Source organism: Micromonospora sp. CNZ299, from assembly GCF_002754415.1.
Genome location: NZ_PEFG01000001.1, coordinates 6,848,616 through 6,874,739, shown reverse-complemented (window position 1 = coordinate 6,874,739; position 26,124 = coordinate 6,848,616). Strand labels below are relative to the sequence as shown.

26 protein-coding genes, 1 other RNA gene and 1 pseudogene are annotated in these 26,124 nt (G+C 68.1%); 21 read left to right on the top strand and 7 right to left on the bottom strand.

Features of this window, described 5'->3' with window-relative positions; translation table 11 throughout:
* Nucleotides 1–11 precede the first annotated feature (11 nt).
* From CLT68_RS31020 to mctP, 6 genes are all read left to right on the top strand, one after another.
* Nucleotides 12–584: a flavoprotein gene (locus tag CLT68_RS31020; RefSeq protein WP_099856273.1), complete on the top strand. Its 573-nt coding sequence runs from the start codon at nucleotides 12–14 to the stop codon at nucleotides 582–584.
* Between the two features lie 82 nt (nucleotides 585–666).
* Nucleotides 667–1,539 carry a Nif3-like dinuclear metal center hexameric protein gene (locus CLT68_RS31015; protein ID WP_099856272.1) on the top strand — a complete coding sequence of 291 codons (873 nt, stop codon included), beginning with the start codon at nucleotides 667–669 and terminating at the stop codon, nucleotides 1,537–1,539.
* The gene (locus tag CLT68_RS31010) at nucleotides 1,529–2,266 is read left to right on the top strand and encodes a zinc ribbon domain-containing protein (RefSeq protein ID WP_099856270.1); all 738 of its coding nucleotides are present in this window, start codon (nucleotides 1,529–1,531) and stop codon (nucleotides 2,264–2,266) included. The genes CLT68_RS31015 and CLT68_RS31010 overlap by 11 nt, the downstream gene beginning before the upstream one ends.
* Nucleotides 2,267–2,269: 3 nt before the next feature.
* Nucleotides 2,270–3,412, top strand: coding sequence for a bifunctional RNase H/acid phosphatase (locus CLT68_RS31005; protein WP_099856268.1), 1,143 nt, complete (start codon nucleotides 2,270–2,272; stop codon nucleotides 3,410–3,412).
* A 165-nt stretch (nucleotides 3,413–3,577) separates the two neighbouring features.
* On the top strand, nucleotides 3,578–3,820 hold the full coding sequence (locus CLT68_RS31000) for a DUF3311 domain-containing protein (protein WP_099856267.1): 243 nt from the start codon (nucleotides 3,578–3,580) through the stop codon (nucleotides 3,818–3,820).
* Nucleotides 3,820–5,469, top strand: a complete 1,650-nt coding sequence (gene mctP, locus CLT68_RS30995; protein ID WP_099856265.1) for a monocarboxylate uptake permease MctP — start codon at nucleotides 3,820–3,822, stop codon at nucleotides 5,467–5,469. The genes CLT68_RS31000 and mctP overlap by 1 nt, the downstream gene beginning before the upstream one ends.
* A 167-nt stretch (nucleotides 5,470–5,636) precedes the next feature.
* On the opposite strand, the gene CLT68_RS30990 is transcribed toward mctP, so the two are convergent.
* Nucleotides 5,637–6,095 carry a MarR family winged helix-turn-helix transcriptional regulator gene (locus CLT68_RS30990; protein ID WP_099856263.1) on the bottom strand — a complete coding sequence of 153 codons (459 nt, stop codon included), beginning with the start codon at nucleotides 6,093–6,095 and terminating at the stop codon, nucleotides 5,637–5,639.
* A gap of 54 nt (nucleotides 6,096–6,149) precedes the next feature.
* Between CLT68_RS30990 and CLT68_RS30985 the strand changes: the two genes are divergently transcribed.
* Nucleotides 6,150–7,373: an MFS transporter gene (locus CLT68_RS30985; RefSeq protein WP_099856262.1), complete on the top strand. Its 1,224-nt coding sequence runs from the start codon at nucleotides 6,150–6,152 to the stop codon at nucleotides 7,371–7,373.
* Between the two features lie 88 nt (nucleotides 7,374–7,461).
* Here the strand turns inward: CLT68_RS30985 and CLT68_RS30980 are convergent, their stop codons facing one another.
* Nucleotides 7,462–8,223: a sulfite exporter TauE/SafE family protein gene (locus CLT68_RS30980; protein ID WP_099856260.1), complete on the bottom strand. Its 762-nt coding sequence runs from the start codon at nucleotides 8,221–8,223 to the stop codon at nucleotides 7,462–7,464.
* A gap of 132 nt (nucleotides 8,224–8,355) precedes the next feature.
* Here CLT68_RS30980 and rnpB point away from each other — a divergent pair.
* The 8 genes from rnpB (at nucleotide 8,356) to CLT68_RS30935 (ending at nucleotide 17,412) form a co-directional block, all read left to right on the top strand.
* Nucleotides 8,356–8,771, top strand: an RNA gene (gene rnpB, locus CLT68_RS30975) — RNase P RNA component class A.
* 218 nt (nucleotides 8,772–8,989) lie between these two features.
* On the top strand, nucleotides 8,990–9,376 hold the full coding sequence (locus CLT68_RS30970; RefSeq protein ID WP_099856258.1) for a hypothetical protein: 387 nt from the start codon (nucleotides 8,990–8,992) through the stop codon (nucleotides 9,374–9,376).
* Nucleotides 9,377–10,617: 1,241 nt separating this feature from the next.
* Nucleotides 10,618–11,043 (top strand): hypothetical protein, encoded by a 426-nt coding sequence (locus CLT68_RS30960; protein ID WP_199177183.1) that lies wholly within the window; start codon nucleotides 10,618–10,620, stop codon nucleotides 11,041–11,043.
* A gap of 60 nt (nucleotides 11,044–11,103) precedes the next feature.
* Nucleotides 11,104–11,607 (top strand): hypothetical protein, encoded by a 504-nt coding sequence (locus CLT68_RS30955; protein ID WP_199177182.1) that lies wholly within the window; start codon nucleotides 11,104–11,106, stop codon nucleotides 11,605–11,607.
* A 24-nt stretch (nucleotides 11,608–11,631) separates the two neighbouring features.
* A complete protein-coding gene (locus CLT68_RS30950) occupies nucleotides 11,632–12,555 on the top strand; it encodes a toll/interleukin-1 receptor domain-containing protein (protein WP_143743296.1) in 924 nt (307 codons plus the stop codon).
* Between the two features lie 666 nt (nucleotides 12,556–13,221).
* Nucleotides 13,222–15,060: an IS481 family transposase gene (locus CLT68_RS30945; protein ID WP_433653345.1), complete on the top strand. Its 1,839-nt coding sequence runs from the start codon at nucleotides 13,222–13,224 to the stop codon at nucleotides 15,058–15,060.
* Between the two features lie 14 nt (nucleotides 15,061–15,074).
* A complete protein-coding gene (locus tag CLT68_RS30940; RefSeq protein ID WP_099849192.1) occupies nucleotides 15,075–15,359 on the top strand; it encodes a DUF3027 domain-containing protein in 285 nt (94 codons plus the stop codon).
* A gap of 220 nt (nucleotides 15,360–15,579) precedes the next feature.
* Nucleotides 15,580–17,412: an IS481 family transposase gene (locus CLT68_RS30935; RefSeq protein WP_099856250.1), complete on the top strand. Its 1,833-nt coding sequence runs from the start codon at nucleotides 15,580–15,582 to the stop codon at nucleotides 17,410–17,412.
* Nucleotides 17,413–17,572: 160 nt separating this feature from the next.
* Here CLT68_RS30935 and CLT68_RS30930 read toward each other — a convergent pair whose 3' ends face one another.
* Complete coding sequence (locus CLT68_RS30930) at nucleotides 17,573–18,064, bottom strand: hypothetical protein (RefSeq protein ID WP_099857838.1); 492 nt, start codon at nucleotides 18,062–18,064, stop codon at nucleotides 17,573–17,575.
* Nucleotides 18,065–18,310: 246 nt separating this feature from the next.
* On the opposite strand from CLT68_RS30930, the pseudogene CLT68_RS30925 reads away from it, so the two are divergent.
* A pseudogene (locus CLT68_RS30925) lies at nucleotides 18,311–19,447 on the top strand (IS701 family transposase).
* 251 nt (nucleotides 19,448–19,698) lie between these two features.
* Here CLT68_RS30925 and CLT68_RS30920 read toward each other — a convergent pair.
* Entirely contained in the window at nucleotides 19,699–19,890 is a 192-nt protein-coding gene (locus tag CLT68_RS30920; protein WP_099856248.1) for a DUF397 domain-containing protein, read from the bottom strand.
* Complete coding sequence (locus CLT68_RS30915) at nucleotides 19,877–20,683, bottom strand: Scr1 family TA system antitoxin-like transcriptional regulator (protein ID WP_099856247.1); 807 nt, start codon at nucleotides 20,681–20,683, stop codon at nucleotides 19,877–19,879. Before CLT68_RS30915 ends, CLT68_RS30920 begins: the two co-directional genes overlap by 14 nt.
* Nucleotides 20,684–21,071: 388 nt before the next feature.
* Between CLT68_RS30915 and CLT68_RS30910 the strand changes: the two genes are divergently transcribed.
* Both CLT68_RS30910 and CLT68_RS30905 read left to right on the top strand, forming a co-directional pair.
* On the top strand, nucleotides 21,072–21,356 hold the full coding sequence (locus CLT68_RS30910; protein WP_099856245.1) for a hypothetical protein: 285 nt from the start codon (nucleotides 21,072–21,074) through the stop codon (nucleotides 21,354–21,356).
* On the top strand, nucleotides 21,353–21,628 hold the full coding sequence (locus CLT68_RS30905) for a hypothetical protein (protein ID WP_099856243.1): 276 nt from the start codon (nucleotides 21,353–21,355) through the stop codon (nucleotides 21,626–21,628). The genes CLT68_RS30910 and CLT68_RS30905 overlap by 4 nt, the downstream gene beginning before the upstream one ends.
* Nucleotides 21,629–21,877: 249 nt before the next feature.
* On the opposite strand, the gene CLT68_RS30900 is transcribed toward CLT68_RS30905, so the two are convergent.
* Nucleotides 21,878–22,525: a TetR/AcrR family transcriptional regulator gene (locus tag CLT68_RS30900; RefSeq protein WP_199177181.1), complete on the bottom strand. Its 648-nt coding sequence runs from the start codon at nucleotides 22,523–22,525 to the stop codon at nucleotides 21,878–21,880.
* 51 nt (nucleotides 22,526–22,576) lie between these two features.
* Between CLT68_RS30900 and CLT68_RS30895 the strand changes: the two genes are divergently transcribed.
* The 3 genes from CLT68_RS30895 to CLT68_RS30885 all read left to right on the top strand — a co-directional run bounded on the left by CLT68_RS30895 (nucleotide 22,577) and on the right by CLT68_RS30885 (nucleotide 24,470).
* Complete coding sequence (locus CLT68_RS30895) at nucleotides 22,577–23,452, top strand: SDR family NAD(P)-dependent oxidoreductase (protein ID WP_099856240.1); 876 nt, start codon at nucleotides 22,577–22,579, stop codon at nucleotides 23,450–23,452.
* A gap of 215 nt (nucleotides 23,453–23,667) precedes the next feature.
* Nucleotides 23,668–24,024 (top strand): hypothetical protein, encoded by a 357-nt coding sequence (locus tag CLT68_RS30890; protein ID WP_099856239.1) that lies wholly within the window; start codon nucleotides 23,668–23,670, stop codon nucleotides 24,022–24,024.
* On the top strand, nucleotides 24,021–24,470 hold the full coding sequence (locus CLT68_RS30885; protein WP_099856237.1) for a MerR family transcriptional regulator: 450 nt from the start codon (nucleotides 24,021–24,023) through the stop codon (nucleotides 24,468–24,470). Before CLT68_RS30890 ends, CLT68_RS30885 begins: the two co-directional genes overlap by 4 nt.
* A gap of 724 nt (nucleotides 24,471–25,194) precedes the next feature.
* Here CLT68_RS30885 and CLT68_RS30875 read toward each other — a convergent pair.
* Nucleotides 25,195–26,109, bottom strand: a complete 915-nt coding sequence (locus CLT68_RS30875) for an expansin EXLX1 family cellulose-binding protein (RefSeq protein ID WP_099856233.1) — start codon at nucleotides 26,107–26,109, stop codon at nucleotides 25,195–25,197.
* Between the last annotated feature and the right edge of the window lie 15 nt (nucleotides 26,110–26,124).

The window sequence follows — 26,124 nt, the reverse complement described above, 5'->3', positions numbered from 1 at the left end:
GAGCCGGCTTGATGGCCGGCCCACCGTGCACCAGCGGGCACCGCGAGGTGCTCTACGTCATCGCCTGCGGTTCGCCGTTGGCACGGCACGTCGGCCGTCTGGTCGACCTTGCCCAGCAGGATGGTTGGGACGTCTGCGTGGTCACCACGCCGGACGGCGCGAAGTTCGTCGACCAGTCGGCACTGGTTCGGCAGACCGGCCACCCGGTGCGGACGCACTACAAGAATCCCGGTGACCCGGACGTGCTGCCGCCCGCCGACGCCATGATCGTCTGCCCGGCCACCGTCAACACGGTCAACAAGTGGGCGGCCGGGATCACCGACACCCTCGCGCTCGGGCTGCTGATCGAGGCGCAGGGCAAGGGCGTCCCCATCGTGGCGGTGCCCTACACCAATGCGGCGATGGCCTCCCACCCGGCGTTTCGGGCCGGGGTGGCCCGCCTGGCCGAGTGGGGTGTCACGGTGCTCTTCGGTGATCACGTGATCGCCCTGCACCCGCCGGGAACGGGGGAGCAGCACCTGCCCGCCTTCCCGTGGGCGAAGCCGCTGGCCGCGCTGCGCGCCGTCTCGGTGACCGCAGCCTAGCGCTCCCGGCAGGGCTCCCAGTCGGCGCGGCCGGGCCGGGCGTCGCCGCCCCACGGTCCCCGCGCCGGTAAGCTGGGCCGCCGTGAGCACAAGCGGATCCGCGCCGACGGTGACCGACGTCGTGGCCGAGCTGGAACGGCGCTATCCGCCGGTCTGGGCCGAAGAGTGGGACCGGGTGGGCCTGGTGCTCGGTGAGCCGTCCGCCCCGGTGCGCCGGGTGCTCTGCGTCGTCGACGTGGTGCCCGAGACGGTCGCCGAGGCGCTGGCCGCCGACGCCGACATGATCATCGCGCATCACCCTCTGCTGCTGCGCGGGGTCTCGTCGGTCGCCCCGACGACCTTCAAGGGGCGGATCATCCACCAGCTGATCCGGGCCGGGGTGGCGCTCTACGCGGCGCACACCAACGCCGACGTCGCCTCCCCGGGCGTTTCGGACGCCCTCGCTGCCCGGTTCGGGCTGACCGGGCTGCGCCCGCTGCTGCGCCCCGCGCCCGGCTCGCCCGCCCACGGCGACGACCGGGGCTTCGGACGGATCGGCGAGCTGCCCCACCCGATGACCCTCGCCGAGCTGACCCGGCACGCCGCCGCCGTGCTTCCGGTCACGTCCTGGGGAGTTCGCGCCGCGGGGGATCCCGGGCGTATGGTTCGTACCCTCGCCGTCAGCGGCGGGTCGGGGGACAGTTTCCTCGGCGCCGCGACCGCCGCCGGGGTGGACGCCTTCCTCACCGCCGACCTGCGGCACCACCCGGCCGGCGAGCACCTCGCCGCCGATGGTCCCGCCCTGATCGACGCCGCCCACTGGGCGACCGAACGACCGTGGCTGGACGACCTGGCCGCCCTCCTCCGGGAGGCGCTGGGCGTCGAGACGCTGGTGTCCGACCTGGACACCGATCCGTGGACCGTGCACGCCGCCGCACCCGTTGTGGACGACAAGGAGCCCGACCGTGAAGGCTGACCCTCAGGTGCAGCGCCGCCTGCTCGACCTCCAGGCGATCGACACCAACCTCGCCCAGCTCGCCCACCGCCGGCGGACGCTGCCCGAGCGGGCCGAGCTGGAGTCGCTGGCCCGGGAGTTGTCGTCGCTGGAGGACGAGCGGGTCCGCGCCCAGGTGGCGGTCGACGACCTCGACCGGGACATCGCCCGGCTGGAGAAGGACGTCGAGCAGGTCCGGGTCCGTAAGGAGAAGGACGAGAACCGGCTGGCCGCCGGCACCGGCCCGGCCCGGGAGCTGGAGGCCCTCCAGCACGAGCTGGTCTCGCTGAACCGGCGCCAGGGTGACCTGGAGGACGCCGAGCTGGAGCTGATGGAGCAGCGGGAAACCGCGCAGGGCGTACTGGACGGCGTGGAGCAGCGGCTGGCCGACACCCGCGACAAGCGGGCCGCCACCGAGCAGCGCCGCGACGAGGCGATGGCCGAGATCGCCAAGGAGGAGGAGTTCAAGCGCGGGGCCCGTCAGCCCCTCGCCGCTGACCTCCCAAGTGACCTGGTCAACCTCTACGACAAGATCCGCGCGGACACCGGGCTGGGTGCCGCCCTGCTCACTGCGGGCCGCTGCGGCGGGTGCCGGTTGGATCTCTCCGGCGCCGACCTGGCCCGGATCCGCAAGGCCGCTCCGGACGACGTGGTCCGCTGCGAGGACTGCCGGCGGATCATGGTCCGCACCAACGAGTCGGGTCTGTAGGTCGTGGCACCGCGGGTGGTCAGCGTCGAGGCCGACGGCGGGTCCCGGGGCAATCCCGGCCCCGCCGGCTACGGCGCGGTGGTGCGTGACGCGGAGACCGGCGAGGTGCTCGCCGAGCGCTCCGAGTCGCTCGGCACGGCGACCAACAACGTCGCCGAGTACCAGGGGCTGATCGCCGGGCTGACCGCCGCCGCCGAGCTGGGCGCCGCCGAGGTGGACGTCCGGATGGACTCCAAGCTGGTGGTCGAGCAGATGTGCGGCCGGTGGCAGATCAAGCACCCCGGCCTGCGGCCCCTCGCCGCCAAGGCGGCCGGGCTGGTGGGCCGCTTCGCCGCGGTCCGGTTCGCCTGGATCCCCCGCGAGCAGAACCGGCACGCCGACGCGCTCGCCAACGCCGCCATGGACGCCGCCGCCGGCCGACCCCCGTCGGCCCCGAAGACGGGCCAACCGCCGGCGACGCCCGCGACCGGCAGTGACCCGGCCACAGCGCCGGCGTCCTGGGAGCCCCGGCCGAGCTTCACGGCCACCCGGCTCATCCTGGTCCGGCACGGCGAGACCGAGTACACCGAGCAGCGGCGCTACTCCGGCCGCGGCGACGTGCCGCTCTCCGAGAAGGGCCGCGCCCAGGTCCGCGCCACCGGCGCCCGGGTGGCCGAGCTGGCCCCGTCCGTCGGGGCCGTGCTCAGCTCACCGCTGTCCCGGTGTACGGCCACCGCGGCGTCGATCGCCGAAGCGCTCGACGGCGACGTGCCGGTGCGCACCGAGGACGACCTGATCGAGTGCGACTTCGGCCAGTGGGAGGGTCGCACCTTCACCGAGGTCCGCGAGCGGTGGCCGGGGGAGATGGACGCCTGGCTCGCCTCCCCCCGGATCGCCCCACCGGGCGGGGAGTCGTTCACTCACGTCGCCGAACGCGCGCACCGCGTCGTCACCGGGCTGCTCACCGCGTACCCCGGGGAGACCGTGGTGGTCGTCTCGCACGTCTCGCCGATCAAGCTGATGCTCCGCGACGCGCTCGCTGCCGGCGACGGGTTCCTGCACCGGCTCTTCCTGGACGCGGCCGGCATCTCCGTGCTCGACATGTGGCCCGACGGCGGCGTCGCCGTTCGTACGGTCAACGACACCGCCCACCTCGCCGCGCTCTGAGCCGGCGCTACTGGACGTATCCGCCCGGCTGGTCGGTCGCGCCGTTCGGCGCAGCCGGTCGGCCGTTCGGCGCAGCACCTTCCGGGCGGGTCGGGTGACCGCCGTCACAGAGTCGTAGCCTCCGGCCGTTACATCGAGAGCCACGACTCCCCGGAGGTGTGTCAGATGGCTGCACCGGAACCGGAGGCGCCGACCGCGGCGCCAACCAGGGCGAAGGACCACAGTCCCTGGAACTGGTTGCTCTTCATTCCCATCGTGGTGCCGCTGATCCCGGTCTTCTTCAATGGCGACTCGCCCCGGGTCTTCGGCTTCCCACGCTTCTACTGGCTGCAACTGGCGTTCATCCTGCTGGGCGTCAGCACCACGACGCTGGTCTATCAGATGACGAAGAAGCGGGGTGACCGCTGATGTGGCGTGACCATCTCACCGAGATCATCGTCTTCTCGTTCCTCTTCCTGCTGGTGAGCGTGATGGGCTTCGTGGCCGCGCGCTGGCGGGCACCGAAGGACATGGCGCACCTGGACGAGTGGGGGTTGGGCGGTCGCAGCTTCGGCGGCTGGATCACCTGGTTCCTCGTCGGCGGTGACCTCTACACGGCGTACACGTTCGTGGCGGTGCCGGCGCTGATGTTCGGTGCCGGAGCGGCCGGGTTCTTCGCCGTCCCGTACACCATCGTCATCTACCCGCTGGTCTTCCTGGTGCTGGTCCGGCTCTGGTCGGTGTCGCACCGGCACGGGTTCGTCACGCCGGCCGACTTCGTCCGCAGCCGGTTCGACTCGCCGGTGCTGGCGCTGCTGATCGCGATCACCGGAATCGTCGCCACCATGCCGTACATCGCGTTGCAGCTGGTCGGCATCGAGGCGGTGCTCAAGACGATGGGGGTCACCGGCGACAACGCGCTGGCCCGGCACCTGCCGATCATCATCGCGTTCGCCATCCTGGCCGCGTACACCTACCAGTCGGGGCTGCGCGCGCCAGCGCTGATCGCGTTCGTCAAGGACAGCCTGATCTACATCGTCATCCTGGTGGCGGTCGTCTACCTGCCCTACAAGCTGGGCGGCTGGGGTGACATCTTCGCCGCCGCGGACGCGAAGTTCGACGCCTCGCCCAATCCGAACGACGGCATCCTGCTCAACGGCAACAACCAGCTTCAGTACGTGACGTTGGCGCTCGGTTCGGCGTTGGCGCTCTTCCTCTATCCGCACAGCATCACCGGTGTGCTGGCCAGCCGGAACCGCGACGTGATCAAGCGGAACATGTCGGCGCTGCCGGCGTACAGCCTGCTGCTCGGGCTGATCGCGCTGCTCGGCTACATGGCCATCGCGGCCGGGGTGAAGCCGTTGCCCGGGGCTTCTGCCGGCAGCGTGGACAACAACACCGTCGTGCCGCTGCTGTTCGACCAGCAGTTCCCGGACTGGTTCGCCGGTGTCGCGTACGCGGCGATCGGCATCGGCGCGCTGGTGCCTGCGGCGATCATGTCGATCGCGGCGGCGAACCTGTTCACCCGCAACATCTACAAGGAGTACCTGAAGCGGGACGCCTCCCCGGCCCAGGAGGCCAACGTCTCGAAGATCACCTCGCTGGTGGTGAAGGTCGGTGCGGTGGCCTGCATCGTCTTCCTCGACCCGCAGTTCTCCATCGACCTTCAGCTGATCGGTGGCGTGATCATCCTTCAGACGCTCCCGGCGGTGGCGCTGGGTCTCTACACCCGCTGGTTCCACCGCACCGGCCTGATCGTCGGCTGGGCGGTCGGCATGGGGCTGGGCATGTGGATGCTCTACCAGGTGGCCAGCCCGACCCGGAAGCACTTCGGTGGCTCGGCGTTCCCGCTGTCGGAGTTCGGGTTCGACACCACCAGGACGATCTACGTCGGGATCGTGGCGGTGGCGGTCAACCTTGCCGTCGCGGCACTGGTGACGCTGGCTCTGCGGGCCGCGAAGGTGGACGAGGGAGTCGACGGCACCGAGCCGGACGACTACTTCGCCGACGAGGGCGACCCCCGCGTCACCCCCGGCGCCGACCGCGACGCCGACTCCGCCCGGGAGCCGGTCGCCTGAGATCGGGTACGCGCCCGGGTGCCGACGTGGTCGGTGCCCGGGCGCACCTTTTCCGCCGCGATCGGGTGGGGTGGCGTCCGGGCGCTGCGGGTGTTGCTCGGACGCTGTGGAGCTGATGTCGTAAACGAATCAGGGGCGTTTCCCGCCGCTCAGGCGCGTTTCGGCACTCAACGGGGGCGGCTGCGGGAGACCAGGGCCTGGTTGAGGCGGCCCAGCAGGGTTGCCAGGGCGGTGCGGTCCTCGGCGCTCCAGTCGGCCAGCATGTCGCCGTAGAGCCGGGTGCGGGCGTTCTGCACGGCGGCCATCCGCTGGAGCCCGGCCGGGGTGGGGGAGATGACCGTGCCGCGGCCGTCCGTCGGGTCGGGGGCGCGCACGATCAGGCCGTCGCGTTGCAGCGCCGACACCTGCCGGGTGACGGTCGAGCCGTCCAGATTGAGCCGGGCGGCGAGCGCGGAGACGTTCTGCGGGCCGGCGGTGTCCAGGTGACGCAGGATCACGTACGCCGCCCGGTCGAGCACCCGGTGCTCGGCGGTGCCGGTGGCCCGCCGGGTCGCCTCGCCGAAGCGCATCAGCAGGGCAACCTCGGTCTCGATGCGGCCGAGGGTGATCTCGTCGTCGTCACTCATAGCTGTATGATACAGGATAAGTACCTGTGCCATACAGCTATTTGAGGAGTCGGAGTGGATCGGCGTTCCGAACCGAACCGCAGTGCCATCTACGCCACCACGCTGGTGGCCTTCCTCGCCATCGCCGGCATCGCCGTCGTCGACCCGATCCTGCCCGCCATCGGCGAGGCGATCGGCGTCACCGCCTGGCAGGTCGAGCTGCTGTTCACCGCGTACATCGCGGTCATGGCCCTGGGCATGATCCCGGCGACCCTGGCCAGCGGCCGCTTCGGCTTCAAACCGGTGCTCATCACCGGCGTCTCCGTGGTCGGCCTCGCCGCGATCCTCGCCTCGTTCAGCGACAACATCGTGCAGCTCTCCGTGCTGCGCGGCGTCTGGGGTCTGGGCAACGCGATGTTCTTCGCCACCGCCATGGTGGTGCTGGTCAACCTGGCCGTCGACCGGGAATGGGTGGTCGGCCTCTTCGAGACCGCCCTGGGCATGGGCTTCGCCGTCGGCCCGCTGATCGGCGGCCTGCTCGGTGAGATCAGCTGGCGGCTGCCGTTCTTCGTCTGCGGCGTCTTCATGGTCCTCGCCCTCGGCGTGGCCTCCCGCAAGCTGCGCGAGCCCACCAACCGCCAGGCCCCGGTGCGCGTCGGCCAGATCTTCGCCACCTACCGCCGGCCGGCGTTCATCGCCCTCTGCGTGGTGACCGGCGCGTACAACTTCGTGTTCTTCGTGGTGCTCGGCTACACGCCGCTCTTCCTCGGCCTGGACGTCATCCCGCTGGGGCTCGCCTTCACCGGCTGGGGGCTCGGCCTGGCCGCCGGCATCATGGTGATCGGCCACCGGCTGGCCCACCGGATCGGCGCCGTGCAGACCGTCGGCGTGGCCATCGCCGGGCTGCTGGTCTGCATGGTCCTCTTCGCCACCTCCAGCAGCACAGCCGAAGCGCTCGTGGTGCTGGTGCTCGCCGGACTCTGCATGGGCCTGGCCAACGCCAACCTCACCGACCTGGCGCTCGGCCTCGGCTCCAGCGACCGGCGCGTCGCCACCGGCGCGTTCAACCTGGTCCGCTGGGGCGCCGCCGCGCCAGCGCCGATCATCTCCGGCAAGCTCGCCGAGCACTCGCTGTCGTTGCCGTTCTGGGTCGGCTTCGGTGTGCTCGCCGTCGGCGTGCTGGTCTACCTGGCCTTCGCGCACCTGATGGCCGCCGGCTACGGCGAGCGTGTGCTCTGGTCCCGCTGGAACCGAGCCGCCGCCGACACCGAGAAGGCCGCCGAGGAGCCGGTGGGCTGACCTCCTTCAAGACCCGCACTTTCCGGGAAACTGCTGCCTCGACGCGCGCTGAGGCGGCAGTTTCCCCGAAGTTGCGCGACTCCTGGCGTCAGCTCAACGCGCGCCAGAGCAGGTATAGGCCGATCGTCGTACCGAACACCACGATCAGCGTCTTCAGCAGGACCGGCGGCAGCCGGCGGACCAGTCGGGCACCCGCGTACCCCCCGATCAACGTGGCTGGCGCGACCACCGCGACGGCCGCCCAGTTCACCGGGCCGAACAGGGCGAACACCACCAGCGTCGTGAACCCCACCACCGCGGACAGCAGATTCTTGATCGCGCTCACCCGCGCCAGGGTCGCGTCCAACACCAGGGCCAGGCCGGCGACCAGCATCACCCCGAGCGCCGCACCGAAGTACCCGCCGTACACCGCACCGAGCCCGACCATCGTCTGCACCGCGACCGTCCGCTGGCGGGGCGACATGTCCCGGGGGTGACCGACCAGCCGGCGCAACGGATCCTGGAAGGCCAGGACCGCTGTCGCGCCGAGGACCAGAAACGGTACGACCAGCTCGAACGCGCGGGCCGGCGTGGCCAGCAGCAACAGCGCCCCGAGGATCGTGCCGACGATCGTGGTGGGCACCAGCGTGGCCAACGCGCGGGGACGCGGCAGGTCCTGCCGGCTACCCGCCACGCTGGCCAGGTACCCGGGGAACACCGCCACCGAGTTGCTGACGTTCGCCGGCACCGGGGGCAACCCGACCGCGATCATCGCCGGGAAGGTGATCAGGGAGCCACCACCGGCCACCGCGTTGACCGTGCCAGCGGCGAGACCGGCGGCGAGCAGCAGCGCGGCGTGGGAGAGATCCATAGCCCCACGAGGCTAGTCGTCGCCGTCGAGGGCGAAGACCTCGCCCTCGACCCCTCCTGACCTGCGCGATCTTACCCAGGTGGGGCGGGAGTGCCGACGGACCGTCCGTCGTTAGGATAGGGGCGCGACGGACGAGTCGACCGGGCGGTCGCGTCGGCGGGCTCAGGCCCGCCGCCGAGGAACGTCCGGACTCCACAGGGCAGGGTGGTTGTTAACGGCAACCCGGGGCGACCCGCGGGACAGTGCCACAGAAAACAGACCGCCGACCCCAACGGGGACGGTAAGGGTGAAACGGTGGGGTAAGAGCCCACCAGCACCCCGGGTGACCGGGGTGGCTAGGTAAACCCCACCCGGAGCAAGGCCAAGCAAGGGCCGTCACCGCAAGCTGACGACCCGGCGCAGACGCTTGAGGGCTGCCCGCCCGATGTCTGCGGGTAGGCCGCTGGAGCCTGCCGGCAACGGCAGGCCGAGATGGATGGCCGCCGCCGGCGCAAAACCCTTGGGGTACGCGTCGCGCACAGAATCCGGCGTACAGGTCGACTCGTCCGTCGCCCACCAGGTCAGCCGCCCCGACACGGTGGCTGAACTGCTGTTTCTTAAGGCGCTGATGGTCGTCGGTGGTTGTCTCTGGTCAGCGTTTGACGGCCCGTGACGGCCCAGACGGCCCAGGGACGGCCCAAGAGCAGCCATCCGTCGGATGGCCACCTAACGACCGACATCTGTCAAAGCTATTTACCGTTCGTCATCGATCAACTACAGATCCTGTATGAAGATCCTTCGGCGGTACTGGGGGCTGCTCGCTCTCTTGGCGTTGATCGCCGTCTGGTGGTCCGGCAACGCTGGCCCTGAGCTTCTCTACTTCCTGTCCGCCGGAGTGGTCATATGGTCGCTGCTTCAGGCACCTGCGTGGTGTGGTGCCGGTACCCGCAAGCAGGGAACCTTCTGCCGCAACAACTCCTACGGACTGCTGCTCGGGTGCCATATACGCGAGCACAGATGGCAGAAATTCAAGCTGCTCTTTTGGAATCGCCGATGGGCCGACTTCAGTCGCGGGACCTGGGCGACCCCAGCTTCCAGGTTGGCGACCGTGACGGGTCTGGTCGGGACCGTCTCGGCCATCGCCACCGGCATCAAGGACTTCGCGTTGAGTTGAGGCGGAACTTAGATGGCCGCTCCCGCGACCTGCACCGACCTGCTCGGCGTGCTGGTCCCGCCGCGTCTTGGGCTCACGTCATTGCCGACTGGTTGCCGATGTTTCACGCTGTCTTGTGCCCCGTGTGTGCCCCAAGCCCGAGGAGCGGCACTTCCTCCAACGCTCGAAACCAGCCGAGACCGTGGCTGTGCCGATCGCGCCGAGTATCGCCTCGTTGAAGGGCCCGGGCTGATCGATGTATCCCAGGGCGACCACGAGTCCGGTCCCTGCCATCGTCACGCCCGCAGCCAGCAACGCAACGCAGAGAAGTAGGCGGGCAGGCACTCGGTCAGTAAAGCAGGCCATCACAACCTACGTTGCGAGCTGCCGCCGGCCTTCAAGCACACGGTTTAGGAAGGAAGTAGCGCTGCAACAAGCACCCCGCGTTCTACCAGGATCTACGTCTTCCGACTTCCCAGCCAAGCCCTCATCATTCCGCGCATGTTCCGGATCTTGTGACGCTACGCAGGACTGACTTCCTCGCGACTGCTGCCTAGCATGCAGCCGTCAGGGTCCGACCGCGCCTTCTGAACCCCCAGCAGCGATCCGTCAGGCAGGGTGACGGCGATGACCGGTACATACTCGCGGCCGTCGGACTCCCAGCCGATCACCCTGCCAACCTCACGCTCAGAGCCTTGCTCGGCTGGCTGGGACAGCCACAACTCATAGCCTTGAGGGGTCATCGGAGCAAGGTATCCCCACCGGGGCATGCCCTTTGGCCATGTGTCGACTATCCGATCCGTCGGGCCGCAGAATCTCGCCTACGGGTCGACTCGCCCGTCGCTCACCAGGTCAGCAACCTTCACGTTGTCGCTGACCTGGTGTTTCTGAAAGTACCGCTGGTCGCGCTCGGCATCCTTGTTCGCCGCTTGGCGGCCGGACGACGATCGAGGCGGCCCGTAACAGCCAGGTCGACTCTTCGCCTCTAAGCCAGGGCGATAGTGCATGATCCAGAGTGCCCAACTGTGGACGTGGACACCTTAGAATCGCGTCCCTAAGCCTACGAGGCATCACCTACGCTTCGACGGAGGCGGGCCTGCCGAGGGAGAACGATGACATCTGGTGTGCAAGGCGGCAGAAATAGGTTCAAGATATCGATATTCTTGAGTTACCCGAAGCCTTGCATGCAAGAACAGTCCCTCTTTATCGAGAAGGTGTGCTCATATCTCGATTCCCGAGGATTCGCTCCACGCACTCTCGGTGTGACCGACTATGACATGGATGCGCCACTCAAGGCGATCAGGCGCCTCATGCTGGAATCAAACGGCTTAATTACCGTCGCCCTGAAGCGCACATACATCGACAGGGGGACAGGTAATTTTCGCACCAATCTCGCCCTAAAGCCCTACAGCCTTGATACCACATGGTTAACGAGTCCCTGGGCTCACATTGAGCCGGCTATGGCCTATCAACTCGGTTTGCCGATTTTAATACTGCGCGAGAAGGGCGTGCTTGAAGACGGACTGCTGCAAAAGGGAGTCGTTGGGATGTATATGCCGGAATTCGACCCCAACGAGCCACTCGACGATTACTTCAGATCCCCCGAGTGGGACGACTTAATATTTAAGTGGGAAGCTCAGGTTCGAACCGTCGTGGATCGCAAGGGAATGCCGCCGCAGCTTTACTGAAATGAAGCGTAGCAAAGAAGGGGCAGAGAAGTGCCAATTCGACCACCAAAAAGTATCGAAGTGAAGTTGAACCTGAAAATATTCGAGCTCGCCGGGACGTGGGAGCCCAATACTTCGGAGCGGGAGGCCGCATGGGAGCTGTATGTAGAGCTACTCACGCGGACGGCCGTTGCCCCCTTGCAATACGGGCTACTCCGGGAAGCGCTGACGAGCTTGTACTCCCTCTTCTCAAGTAGCCGGGACGTGCTTAGGCGATACGGCCCCCGGGTAGCCGAGCCGAAAGGTGAGGGGGAAGTCAATCTGGGGTTCCTCGTTGTCGCCATGCTTAACTACGCGTTGAGACCAGTGTTGAGTTATTGGCATCCAGAGTTGGACTCATGGGAAAGCAGTCGAGCTGAGGGCACTTCCCGACTTGAACATGAGCGCGCCTGGAAACGAGAGCCAGAGTTGCGGATAGCGCTCGAAATGACGCGCCAGCAGCTTGAGGCATACGCTGGACTTCTGGCCTGCGCCTGCGGGGTGGAGGACTTGAGCACTGCCATACCGAAGCCCTCGGACGGGTAGCGCTGGACGCATAGGGAGACGAACTTGCCGCTATCTCCACCCCAACGAATCGCAATAATTCGGGACTGCATCACCCTGCTCGACAAGCACGAATGGGACGACATTGATCTAATTCTCGATCAATTTGGGTTCCCCAATTACAGTTACCACGACGAAGACACTAGGGCCGACTATGTAAGGCGGATGATCCAGAAGGAGGAGGATGCAAAGCTTACGGGGCTGCACGCTTACCTGACAGACCAGGCCGGTGGTAGCCAGCCTGGCAAAAGCCCTTGGTCTGGCAATAAGCTTAGGCTGTTCTTCTCCCACGTCGCTCAACATGCCGCTGTAGTTGAGCAGGTGGCCAACTCCCTAGTTCAATATGGAGTCGAGCCATTCGTTGCTCACAACTCCATCCAGCCTAGCGGTGAGTGGCGGGAGGTGATTGAAGCAGCCCTTGCTGACTGCGACGCAATGGTCGTGTTCATGCACCGGGAGTTCGGAACCAGCGAATGGTGTGCTCAAGAGGCAGGGTGGGCACTTGGCCGTCGCAGGCCAGTCCTTCCCCTCAACTACGGCTTGAACCCCTACGGATTCATGGCGAAGTATCAGAGCCAAGCATGCCATGGAGCCCAACCCCATCAGGTCGCCGGCTACGTCATGGACTGGGTCACCAAAACTCCGTCTCTCCATAATCGCCTTACGCCGAGTTTAGTGGACGCCTTCGTTAACTCCATGAGCTGGAACTTTACGCGCACTCTTGTGCCACTGCTCGATCGCCTGAAGGCGGTCTCCGACGATGACCTCTCGCGAATGGAGAAAGCGGCCATTGAGAACGTCGATGTACGGGATTGTGTCATAACGTCAGCCGGCAATATTAGTGGACCGGAGTGGGTTCAGAGGTATGTGAGCGAACGTCGGGGGACGACCGAAGCACCCGTTTGGGGCGAGGATGAACCACCGTTCTAATGGTCGGGAGATGCGCGGCTCCAGATCCCTGAGTCGAAGACTTTCGAAACCGAATCTGCCATCCCGTCTGCCCTCGGCCCGCCCTCCTGGGGAGCGGGCCGCCGCCCGTCCCGCCACGTCAAGCGGACCTTGACTGCTCGTTCGGACGCTGGCGGGTCGGGCGGTGGTCTGCTCGGCTTGCCCGGGTCGATGGCAGGCGGGATGGCCTGCCGCGACCACCCACGGACAGCGACTCGCCGACGGAGCCGCCGCCATCCTGGAGCCGGAGCGCCCCCGCCGGAGGCGCACGAACCGCAACCGCGCACCGCGCGCCAGCTCGCCGACGCGGCCGGAGTGCGTTTTCCTACGCCGCGCGGGTCTTGGCCGCGCGGCCCGGCCGGCTGCCGGCCCACCACACCACCGGTCAACGGTCTGTCGTTCTGCGGCGGCCCTCCGGGCTTCCCGCTCTCCGCGCCAGCCGCCGGGCGTCAGGCGTGACGGCCGCAGAGCGACAGCGGCAGCGGCCGGCGCGCGCCCAGGCGGCGGCGCGTGCGGCCCGTTGCGGGCCGCCTTGAAGACGTACAGAAACTTTGAACCACTTCGCCGGCAGCCGGCTGTCCGGTCTCGGGACCTGCGTGACACATCGGTATCAGGACCTGGGTGACACTCCGCCGAGTGTTGGTGGAGATGAGCGTGATGGAACAGCGGTACCGAGCCGTCCAGGACGTGCTCGCCGGATCCACGGTCAGGGACGTCGCCGAACGGTTCGGAGTCTCCCGCCAGGCCGTGCATCGCTGGCTTGGCTGGTATCAGAACGAGGGCCTGGAAGGCCTCGCGGACCGGTCCAGCCGGCCGCGTTCCTCGCCCAGTCAGACCCCGCCGGAGGTGGAGGCGCTGATTTGTGAGCTGCGGCGGAATCATCCTCGCTGGGGTGCGCGTCGTTTGGTCTTCGAGCTGGGCCGTCGGGACTGTCCTGGTCCGATCCCGTCGCGGGTCACGGTGCATCGGGTGCTGATCCGGCACGGCCTGGTCAACCCGACACCTCGCCGTCGTCGTCGGGAGGACTACAAGCGGTGGGAACGTAGCCGGCCGATGGAACTGTGGCAGCTGGACATCGTCGGCGGCATCCGACTGGCCGACGGTGGTGAGGCGAAGGTCGTCACCGGCGTGGATGACCACTCCCGGTTCTGCGTCATCGCTGCCGTAGTCCGCCGGGCCACCGGCCGGGCCGTGTGCCTGGCCTTCACCGAAGCTTTGCAGCGGTTCGGGATCCCCGAGGAGGTCCTGACGGACAACGGCAAGCAGTTCACCGGCCGGTTCAACCAGCCCCGCCCGGCCGAGGTGATGTTCGAACGCGTCTGCCGCGAGAACGGCATCGTGTCCCGCAACACCAAACCCCGCACCCCGACCACCACCGGCAAGGTCGAACGGTTCCACCAGACCCTGCAACGCGAACTCCTCGACGAGGTCGAAGTCTGGGCCAGCCCGGAAGAGGCCCAAGCCGCCATCGACGCGTTCCGGGACGAATACAACACCCAACGGCCGCACCAGTCCCTGAACATGGCATTCCCCGCTGACCGGTTCACCGCCCCACCAGCCGACGAGCAGCTGCCGCTGCGGCTGCCCCCGACGCTGGCCACCACAATCCCCGCGCCCCGAAAGCCGCTGCCGATGCCCCCGGCGCCCACTGGGTCGGCCACCGTTGCAGCCGCACCAGTGACAACCGGCGAAGGTGTCGGCCTGGCCGTGGAGGTCACCCGGATCGTCCCCGCCTCGGGCAACCTCACCGTCTGCGGGCAACAGTTCTGGCTCAGCCCCACCCGCGCCGGACTCCCGGTCACACTCTGGGCCGACACCACCGTCATCCACCTGCTCATCGACGGTGTCCGACTCAAAACCGTGCCGTCCCGGCTCACCCCTGCCCACCTGCGGCAGCTCCTCGACGACGACGGCCAACCCGCCGGGCCACCACCGATCACCACAGGGCCCGTCCAGGTCGGTGCCCCGATCGAGGTCGAACGGCTCGTCAACGCCACCGGCCTGATCGGCCTCGCCGGCCGGCAACACCCCGTCGGCTACCACTTCGCCGGCAGGCGTGTCACCGTCCGACTCGACCGCGGCCTCATGCAGATCACCGCCGACGGTGTCCTGCTGCGCAGCCTGCCCAACCCACTCACCCCGGCCGAACAGGCCCGTATCCGCGACGCCCGCCCCGCCGGACCACCACCCACCCCGGCACCCGAGCCGGTCCGGGTCGAACGCCGTGTCAGCTGCCGAGGATCTCTGGTCATCGCCGGTCAACGCATCCACGTCGGCATCGCCCACGCCGGAACAACCCTCACCGTCGAAGCCGCCGACACCACCTTCCGCGTCCACGACGGCGACCAGCTCCTCACCGAAGTGCCGCGCACCACCACCAAGCCCATCACACGATTCAAGGTCCGCAAGCCGGAGCTGCCCCGGCAACGGCACGCCGCCTCGACGTCCTACCCGCCCGAAAATCCCTCCTCCGATCGGCTCTCGTGACGCACCCTGATCCCATGGCACAGGGCAAACCGTGGACCGGCAACGACGCGGACCACAACAACCACTGCCACCAGCGGTGGATCAAACAACGCAACCGCGACACCGCCGACCCGGCCTACCCAGCAGCCTGGTACGACGAGCAATGCGGCGGATGTCGATTCTGGATCCCCCTCGACGGCGAACTCGGCCACGACTACGGTGCCTGCACGAACCCCGCCTCGAACTTCGACGGACGGGTCCGCTTCGAACACGACGGATGCGCCGCCTTCGCCAACCGCGACGACGGCTCCTTCGGATAACCCAACGCAAGCAAACTGAAGATCGTCTAGCCGGACGTGTCACCCACGTCCCGAGACTGATCTGTCACGCACGTCCTGAGACTCGACATCGCCGGCAGCCGGCTTGTCCTCCGTCGGCTGATGTGCGACACGCGTCCGCCAAGTGATCTGCGACGGTGGTCGGTTTCGGCACTCTGGGCCGGACGTCTCCGCGGGACGTCGGGACTCGGGGAGGCCGGGATTGGCGCTGGTTGTCTTGTCGGTTGTCGAGCAACGGTTGGATGCGGTCCGTGCGGTGTTGGCCGGGTCGGATGTGACAGAGGTAGCGGCCAACTGTGGGGTGCATCGGTCGACGGTGCATCGGTGGGTGGGTCGGTATCTGACTGAGCAGTTGGCCGGGTTGGTTGACCGGTCGCATCGGCCGCACTCCTGTCCGGGGCAGGTGGCGGAGGCGGTTGAGGTCGCGGTGGCGGAGATGCGCCGGGAGCATCCTCGGTGGGGATCGCGGCGGATCCGGTTGGAGATGCTGCGCAGGCCCGGCCCGTGGGCGGTCGATGAGTTGGTGGTGCCGTCGGAACGGACGATCGACCGGATTTTGCAGCGACAGGGTCTGCTGCGGGTCCGGCCCCGGAAACGACCGAAGGACTCGTATAAGCGGTGGGAACGGCCCGCTCCGATGCAGTTGTGGCAGATGGACATCGTCGGTGGGGTGCAGCTGGTGAACCCGGCCACGGGTGTGCTGCGGGAGGCGAAGCTGGTCACGGCGGTCGACGACCACTCTCGGTATTGCGTGATCGCGAAGGTGGTGGAGCGGGCCACCGGCCGGGCGGTGTGTCTGGCCCTCGCGGAGGCCCTGGCCCGTTTCGGGGTTCCCGAGGAAATCATCACCGACAACGGCAAGCAGTTCACCGACCGGTTCGGGAAGTACCGGCCCCGCACCGGTGAGGTGCTGTTCGACAAGATCTGCCGCCACAACGGCATCACGCACCGGCTGACCGCACCCGCTTCACCAAACCAGAACGGCAAGGTCGAACGGTTCCACGGCACCGTCCGGCCCGACTTCCTCGACACCGCCGAGGCGTTCACCAGCCTGGCCGAGGCCCAGGCCGCGGTGGACGCATACGTGCTGCACTACAACACTGACCGACCCCACCAGGCCCTCGATGCGAAGACACCGGTCACCCCGGCTGACCGATTCCAGCCGATCCCGGCCCAGCAGCGGGCACTGGTCGATCTGTGGCTGCCACCCACTTTGGACCCGGTCTCCTCCACCCCGCTCCATCAGCCCTCGACCGACCCTGAGCCCGTCCAGGTCCAGCCGCCGGCGGTCGAGCCGGGTGGGCCGGTGGAGTTCGACCGGGTCGTCCCGGCGTCGGGCAACCTGATGGTGTGCCAACGCCAGTTCTGGATGGGCACCCACCGCGCCGGCATGGTGGCCCGGATCTGGGCCGACTGCGACCTGATCCACGTCCTCATCGCCGGCATCCGGATCAAAACCGTCCGTTCCCACCTGAGCGTCAACGACCTGGCCACCCTCACCCGCCAAGGCGCCACCCCAGCCGGGCCGTCACCTCTGCCGCCGATCGAGGACGGCGACGCCATCGAGGTCGAACGCTGCGTCAACCGAGGCGGAGGGGTCTCGCTGGGCCAACACATCGTCCTGGCCGCCGAGATCCTCGCCGGCCGACGCGTCGGCATCCGCATCGAGCCGACCCTTCTCATGTTCTACGACCTGGACACCCGCGAACTCCTGCGCACCCGCGCCAACCCGCTCCGCCCCGAACAGATGAAGCGCCTACGCGGCGCCCGACCAGCCGGGCCACCACCACGACCCTCGGTCGAACCCGTCCGAGTGCAACGGCGGGCATCTAACAGCGGCATCATCATGGTCGCCGGCCAGAAGGTCGCCCTCGGCCGGCTACACCGGCACCAGACCGTCACCGTGACCGTCTCCGAAACGACCCTGGCCATCGAACTCACCGACGGCGACACCAAAGTCATCCGACGCACCACCACCCAGCCAGTCCGTAGCATCAAAGGCCAGCGACCGCGGATCGCTACCTCAGTTTCCTAGACCACCCGTCGCACATCACCTGGCAGAGCTACGTCGCGCATCAGCTGACCCATCACACGCCGGCAGTCCGGCTGTCCCGTCACGGCTGATGCTTGACACTCGCGTCTCACCAGACGCTTGGCATGATCGCTGTCGCCAACAGTGTTGAGTCGCTGCGTCGCTAAGCGACCGACGACTCCCAGCGCTTCAGCACAACCGGCTCCCCAGTCGGGGCGGGCCACACCTGCACCCGCAGCCGCTCCATCGTCTGTGGGGCTTCGTCGGAGTCGATCCCCAAGCGCTCTGCCTCGGCCAGGTTGCTACTCGCCGCCCGGACACGAACCGATCCCGGCGGCACCCGGAACCTCGCAGCGTCCGGCTCGTAGTCGGTGCAGCCCATGATCACGATTCGGCCTGACTGAACCTGCATACTTCCCTCGACTACATGGTCGTAGTCGGCGAGGTCGTCGACAGGCGGGGCGTCCAACACGTCAACTGTGACGGCGACCGTAACGTTGACCGACGTGCCGAGGGCTATCGCGTCATCGACTACGACCAGTCGGTCGACAGAGGCCTGGCCGGTCCATGCCTCGCTTAGGTCGCCCGTTGACCCCTCGTCGCTCAGGTGGATCTGGTGGTAGTCCGCGAAGAGTTCCAAGTCCAACGAATCCACGCCATCCTCCTGTGACATCGGCGTCCGAAGTCTTGCGCATCAAGGTCGACTGTCAAGCATGTGCTGGGACGGATCCGTCAAGGATGTGGTGGGACTAGGACTAGGCACGCCGTCGCACGTCATCACAGCCTGTCCCGCTAGAGAAAAAGGCGTGGCGGTGGTCAACCGGCTCCACACGGGGCTGCGGCCCTAGTACTGCAACGGCAGTAGGCGAATCGAGTTCGGCTCGCGTTCGTTGGTCTGCCTGTGACGGACGTTGATGTCGATCGTTGGCACGGGGAGTTGGACCGGTTGCATGGCCGGATCGGGCCCAGGTTTCGGCGGTAGGAGCCGCGGCGGCGGGTGCGTCAGTACCTGTGCGGCCTGGTGTCGGGCCTGGGCCGGAAGAATGGCTGGACCCTGGCTGAGCAGGCCGGGGATGTGTCGCCGGACGGTATGCAGCGGTTGCTGCGGTGGGCGGACTGGGACGTCGACGCGGTCCGTGACGACGTGCGGGACTACGTCGTCGAGCACCTCGGCGACCCGAACGGTGTGTTGATCGTCGACGACACCGGGTTCCTGAAGAAGGGCACCCGGTCGGCCGGGGTGCAGCGCCAGTATTCGGGCACCGCTGGTCGGACGGAGAACTGCCAGGTCGGGACGTTCCTGGACTACCGGTCGGCGAAGGGACACGCGCTGATCGACCGGCAGCTCTACCTCCCGGCGTCGTGGACCGATGACCGGGATCGGTGCCGGGACGCGGGGATCCCGGACGAGGTGCAGTTCGCCACGAAGGTCCAGATGGCCCGGGAGATGCTGGCCCGAGCCTTGGATGCCGGGGTGCCCGTCGGGTGGGTGACGATGGACGAGGCCTACGGCCAGTCGAAATCCCTGCGGGTCTGGTTGGAACACCGGGATGTGGGTTATGTGGTCGCGACCCGCCGCAACGACGACATGATCACGACCACGATGGGTCAGGCCCGCGCGGACGATCTGATCGCTGCTCTGCCAGCGCGGGCGTGGTGCCGGCTGTCCGCCGGCGCCGGTGCGCACGGCCCGCGCGAATACTGGTGGGCGCGGGTGCCGGTGCGTATCTGCTGGCAACCGGGCCGGGGGCATTGGCTGCTCGCCCGGCGCAGCATGACGACCGGGGAGATCGCGTACTACGTCTGTTACGGGCCCCGCCGCACCCGCCTGGTCGACCTGGCCCGCATCGCGGGGGCGCGGTGGGCGATCGAGGAGTGCTTCCAACAGGCCAAGAACGAAGCCGGCCTCGACGAGTACCAGGTCCGTGACTGGCGGGCCTGGTACGCCCACATCACCCTGTCCATGGCCGCCCACGCCTGGCTGTCGGTCGCCCGATCCCTTACCGCAAAAGGGGACCCAGCTCAGGCGACGACATGATGATCGGCTACACCGTACCGGAGATCCGAAGACTGCTCACCGCACTCGCAGTCCGATCAACGCACCCACCAGAGCACGTCTGGGCCTGGTCCCGATGGCGCCGACGACGCCAACACCAAGCCCGAACCTGCCACTACCGACGACACGGCTACCCCTGACCAACTGCCGTTGCAGTACTAGCCTGGCGAAGCGAACGCAGGTTGCCTGTCGGGATGTAGTGGGTACGGACAGTCTCGTGCGTCTTGCGTCGGTTACGGCCGTTGGGCGACGTGAGCGACAAACGCCCGCCAGGCCGCCGGACCGAAGGTGAGTGCCGGACCGGCAGGGTCCTTGCTGTCCCGAACGCCGACGACGCCGGCCAGGTTGTCGGCGACCTCGACGCAGTTGCCCCCGGACGATCCGCTGCGCCGGGACTTGCGCCAGGTGGCGTTAGTGAGGTCCATGATCGCTGTGCACTTCCTTCATCAGCTCGTTGGACTGTCGGCGCGGGAGCGCTTCGTTCCGCACGTTCTCCCACCTCGTCTGAAGAGTATGTAGCCCATCTTCGCTGTCGACCACGATCCCGCCTAGCTGATTCTCGAGGTGCCCGACCCAGGTTCCGTCGCTGGCCCGCGCCAGCGCGAATGGTCCGGACAGCCCGATGTGGAGGCCGGCTCCCGCCGGGATCACGTGCACGTGAACGTGCGGCAACTCGGCGACGGTGATGAGGTGCGCGACCTGCTCCGCCATGATGCCGGCGTGCTCGTCGCCGGCGCGACGGAGCGTGGATTCATCCAGCACGGCTACCACCTGAGGCGGCGAGTCTCCGGTCAGGATCTTGTGTCGGCTCATGCGAGCGCTTACCTGTTGGTCTACCTCGGCAGCTGACATGAGGTCGTTCAAGCGCATCACCACGCGGGCGTAGTTCTCGGTCTGGAGTAGTCCCGGGATCAGTAGTGGCTCGAAAAGGCGGAGTTGTCGCGCTCCGCGCTCGGCGTCCAGCCACGGCAGGAACCACGATGGTGCGCCGAGTTTCACCACCAATCGTCCGAACAGCCCGCCGTTGCTGAAGGCCCGGTCCGCTCCGCGGATGAAGTCGATCGTTAGCGCCCGGGTGCCGCTCTCCACGGCACTGACATGCGACGCGCTGAAGCCCGCTGCCCGGCCGAACGCCTCCTGCGTCATCCCGGACGCTCCACGAGCGCGGCGGATCTCACTCACGATGAAGTCCGCGAGGGGACTTGGCACATCAGCCATGCAACGCTCCTCAAATCGGAGATCCGCTTCCCGAGATTCCCCATGGGTTGAGCCTGTTCCGCCAGGTCAGCCCGGACACCTGGGATGCCTTCCGAGCGTAGTGGTCTCCACAGCAGAGTGTCACCAGGCGGCGCGGCCGGTAGGGATCGAGGTCCGGCGGTCGCGTTCGTAGCGGGGCCGCTCCCGACGGGCGAGCACTCACGGGAGCGGCCCCTTCCCAACGGCACCAAGGGGAAACCGTGCCTGACAACAAGCCCGAGAAGCCCAAGCCCGCGAGCCCGGATGCGCCGAACGTCCCGTACGGCCCGTGGCCGCCTGAGGCCGTCCGTCCCCACGTCCTGCGTTCGGGCGTGAGCCGCGCTTTCGCGTACCCCTGGGGGTTGCAGTGATGGGGAGGATGAAGGCCGGCGATGTGGTCCTTCTGACCACTGCCGCGAGTGTGCAGTTCCTGCGCCCGATCTTCGTGCGCGTCATCCGTGAGTTGCCCGAGCGGCACACGTACGACGGCTGGGTGTGGATTGAGGGTTACGAGCTGAACGCCGCCGGCGATGCGGTGGCGCGACGAGAGCTGTACGTGCTGCGTGGGGGCGTGCGGTTCCAGGCCCAGCCCGCCGCTCCGACGAAGGCCACCAGGCGCCGGCCCGTCCGCCGGGGTCCGGTGAGGGTCGGATGACCGCCCGCCCTCGTCCGCACCTGCCGATGCGCCCGGCCTGGCTGTGCCGCAACTGCGCCGCGCCCTGGCCGTGTGGCCCGGCTCGGCTGGATCTCGCGGCCGAGTTCCACGGTCATTCGATCGCCCTGGCTTTCTACCTAGCCGCGTCGATGCACGAGGCGATCGACGACGTACACGGTCTGGGTCTGCGTCCGAACCTGCCGGCGATGCACGCCCGGTTCCTCGGGTGGTTGTCCCTGGCGCGACGGTCCCGCCGGTCCGGTCGAGCCTGAGGTTCCGTGCCGTTTCAGTCACCGCGGTGGCGGCACGCAACGGCGGTGCCGGACGCCTACACCCTTCCGATCGCGGACTGCCACGACACCGGGCAGGTTGCTTGCCACTCGACGCAGTTTTCGCCGCTCGCACCGCTGCGTGTGGACTACGCCACCGGGCGTTACTGAGGTCCATGATGGCTCTCAACAAGGGGGTCGCTCGCCGCGGATCCGCACGGGGCGTCTGCCGTCGAGGGGGCGGGGGCGTTGCTATGGCATTTCGCCGGCGTCCGTGACCATGCGGACGAGGGTGTCGACGAGTTCGTCGACGGTGGTGTGCCACTTGCCTGTGTCGAGGTAGCCGCTGATCTCCATGCTCGCGATGCCGTGGGCGCTGGTCAGCAGCAGGGCGCCATGGCGCCGTGCGTTTCGCTCTCCCACGAGGTCGGCGACGATGTTCAGGAACTCGCCCTGAAAGCGTTCGGCCGCGCGGTCGGCCACGGCCGGGTCGCCTTCCGGCCCGCATAGCTGACGCCGGATGCGATCCATCCCGTCGCCGAGTTGCCCAGGAAGGTTTGCGCGCCGCCTGAACAACACCTGGTACAGGTGCGGCTGCTCCCGGCCGACGTCGATGAGGGTGCGGAGAGCGCCGCGCAGCTTCTCGGAGGCAGACAGGGCCGGGTCGGTCCGAAGGGCGTGCACCTGGTCGCCGATCCGTTCCCAGCTTTCGGCCGCGACGACGGTCAGCAGGCTGTCCTTGCCCGTGAAGTGCCGGTACGGCGCTCCCCGGGTCACGCCTGCCCGAGCGCCCACCTCGCGCAAGGTGACCGCGTCGGGGCCGCCGAGGTCGAGGAGTTCGGCGGCCGCGTCGAGCAGAGCGCGACGGGTGGCGGCGGCGGACTCCGCACGGGTGGTCATGACGCCCATCATAGGGTTGACAGTGTCATCTGAAACAGTAGGGTAGCTAAGATGACAACGTCATCTGAAATCCAAAGGCTGGTCGTCGTAACCGGAGCGTCCACGGGCGTGGGCGCGTCAGCCGCCCGCGAGCTGGCTCGCCAGGGATTTCACGTCCTGGCCGGCGTGCGACGCGACCGTGACGCCGACGTCATCCGATCGACAGGCATCGAGCCGGTCATCCTCGACATCACCAGGTCCGAGCACGTGGAGGCACTCGCCGCGCGGGTCGCCGATGACCCGCGTGCACTGCACGCGCTCGTCAACAACGCCGGCGTTCAGGTGAACGCTCCAGTCGAAGTCCTGCCGATGACGGAGTGGCGGCGGGCGTTCGAAGTCAACCTGTTCGGCCACATCGCTGTCACTCAAGCGCTCCTGCCCGCGCTGCTACGCAGCAAGGGTCGTGTAATCAACATCAGCTCGGTGGGCGGCAAGTTCGCCATGGCCACATACGGCGCGTACGCCGGCGCCAAGTTCGCCCTGGAGGCGGTCAGCGACTCGCTCCGCCGGGAGGTCGCTCCGCTTGGCGTACAGGTGGTGGTGGTCGAGCCCGGCGGCGTCCGCACGGAGATGGCGGCCCGCGGGGTCGAGACGGCGAACCACCTGGCTGCCCAGATGACGCCGGAGCAGGACGAGCGCTACGGCAGCCTCGTCCAGGCGAACAACAAGTTGATGACCTCGGGCACTGCTTCAGGGCTGACCGCCGACGCCGCCGCCCGGGTCATCGCGAGGGCTGTGACGACGCGTAGACCGCGCACCCGCTACACCGCCGGCCGGGATGCTGCCCTGATCATGCGCCTGGGCCCGATGCTCTCCGACCGCACGCTCGACCGCGTCCTCGCCGCCAACCTGCGCCGCCACTACCCGAAGGGGGCCGTCGGCCGATGAGGACTCCGCGAGCCGCTCCGATCGACGACGTACACGGTCTGGGTCTGCGTCCTGACCCGCCGGCGATGCACGCGCGGTTCCTCGGGTGGTTGTCCCTGGCCCGACGGCCCCGCCGGTCCGGTTGAGCCTGGTAACCACACGACGCCTGGCAATTCCAGCCCAGCCAGGCGTCGGGCTTGCATCTGATACCTGGGTACAGGCTTACCGTCGACGATATGAGTGATCGCCACATCACGACGGACGACGCCTGGGTGCCGGACGCCTGCACCCTCCCGACGGCTGAACGGCCGCTACGGCTCGCCGAGTTTGACCAGTTCTTCACCGATGCGGTGCGGGGCCTCGACCGGCTGTCGGCGCAGCACCTGCGGTTGCGGCTCGATGGTGGTGCGCAGGTCGAGGAGACGGCGCGGGACCTGACAGCCCGTGAGTCGTCCTGCTGCTCGTTCTTCACGTTCGGCCTCTCCCGGCCAGGCCCCGACTCGCTCTCGCTGGACGTCCGGGTGCCGGCAGCCCACGTCGACGTGCTCGACGCCCTCGCCGCGCGGGCCGTGTCCCTGCGGGATCAGAGGTGACCGGGTCTGGCCTGCGCAGCGGTCAACTGGCCGAGGCGGCAGGAGTCAACCAGCAGACGCTGCGCTACTACGAGCGCCGGGGCCTGCTGGACTCGCCGCAGCGATCGCCGGGCGGGCACCGGCTCTACCCGGCCGAGACGGTCACCCTGCTGCGAGTCATCAAGACCGCGCAACGCCTGGGCTTCACCCTCAACGAGGTTGCCGACCTGCTCGACGCCGGCCGGCACCAGCACATGGGTCGATCCGACACCGGCCTCCAATCGCGTGCCAGGGAGAAGCTCATCGAGGTCGAGCAGAGGCTGACGGACCTGACCGTAATCCGCGACACGCTGCGGGACGCCATCTCGGCCGGCTGTGACGACCTCGTCGCCTGCGCCGAAAGCTCCTGCTGCCCCCTGCCCTTTGCTGCACTGTCGGAGAAGAACGATCGTGCCGATAACTGCTGAGTCGGCACCTGGGGCATGCCACGCCGAGGCGAGGCGGACCGGTGGCCGGCCGCGCAGGGCTGAACTGACGAGGCAGCCGGAAGCTCCGCACACGCGGCGGGCCGTCCCGTCGCCTCTCGTACCGCTTCCGGGCCCCCACCTGAACTCATCTCCCTGGCACACTGCCCGCATGGCCGTATTCACGTGCGTCTCGTGTGGCCTTGCGCTGACGCCCGACCTGACGCATTCGCCTGGCGAGTTGGTCCGTCAGCCATACCTTTACCGTGGTCCCGGGCCATCGACAGTGGCACGTGGGTGGTTCGCCATCGACACTGAGCCGTTCGGCGCCCCGTTCGTGCCGGCCGAAAATCAGGATGGCTCTGCACAAGCCATGCCAGGTGTGGGCTTGTCCGTTGAGGGCGTCGACTTTGAGTCCGCTGGCCCCCGCAACACCATCGTCATTCACCCGGACGACGCTCCCTCGCTTCAGCCACACCCGGAGCGCCTCCGTCTGACCGGATGCTGTGGCCTGAGCGGCGACAACGGCCCGAATCAGGTCTGTGCCTGTGGCGACGAGGTGGCGACGCTGATGGCGGACTGCTATGGCCCTCGTGAGCTGCACCTTGATCCGGAACGAGTGTCCTCTGACCAGGTCCGACTGCGCGCTGCACCGTAAGGGGGTGCCTTCAGGCGGTCGTCAACGCCCTCTCGTCAGCGGCACGGCAAGTCGGCGTCGGTGGGTGGGTCAGCAGCGAGGGGCGTTGAGCGGGGCGGCACCGGCGAGCGCTTCGACGGTCGCCGTTGGTGCGACCGATTCCGACGGGGTCGGCGAGGGCGCGATGCTGGGGGACGGCGGAGCCGACGGTGAACTGCTGGGCGGCGTGGGGGAGGCAAGCGTGGCCGTGCTGCGTTGGACCTGCTTCGTGACCAGCCGGATGGCGGTGGCGGTCGCCTGGCCTCCGTACACGTCGGTGACCCTGATGTTGTAGGGCCCGGGGCCGATCCCGCCCTCGACGGTCCAGTAGTTGTCGCTCTGGCGGGCCGCCTTGCGGAAGCCGCCGCCCGGCCCCTGTGCCTCGACCGAGCGGAGTGGGTTGCCGTGGTTGCCGACCTGCACCGCGAACCAGTACCGCGAGGCGCCGCCCTTCATCCGGAAGGTGAGGCCTCCGTCGAGCGGCGGGTTCACCACCGCCCGGTACGTCACCTGCGCGATGCCCTGCGCCCGGTCGGCAACCTTGGCGAACGCCTCGTCGGAGAGGTCGATCTTGCCGGAACCGCACCCGCCGCACTGGTCCATGACCATGACGCGGACGGTGCCCTTCGGGCCGGTCACGTCCAGGTAGCTGCCGCAGGCCGCGGACCCGGAGTACGCCGATGAGCCGAGGGCCACGTAGAGCCGGTCCGCGGGTGGGCCGGGGAAGGAGCAGTTGCCGCCGGAGCGGCCGGCGTCGTAGAAGCTGGCCTTGGCTTTGTGGACGGTGTCTCCGGTTGGTGGCGCGGCGCAGGCCGGGGTGGCACCACCGCGTACGGCGAGGGTGATGCCGAGTACGGCGGCCAGGGCGGTGACCCCGGCGCCGGCCAACCAGTGTCTGACCCGCCGACGCGACCGGAGTGTGCCGACCGGGGTGTCGTTGAAGGGGGCCGAGCCTGGTGCCGTCACGGCGCCTGATGTTGC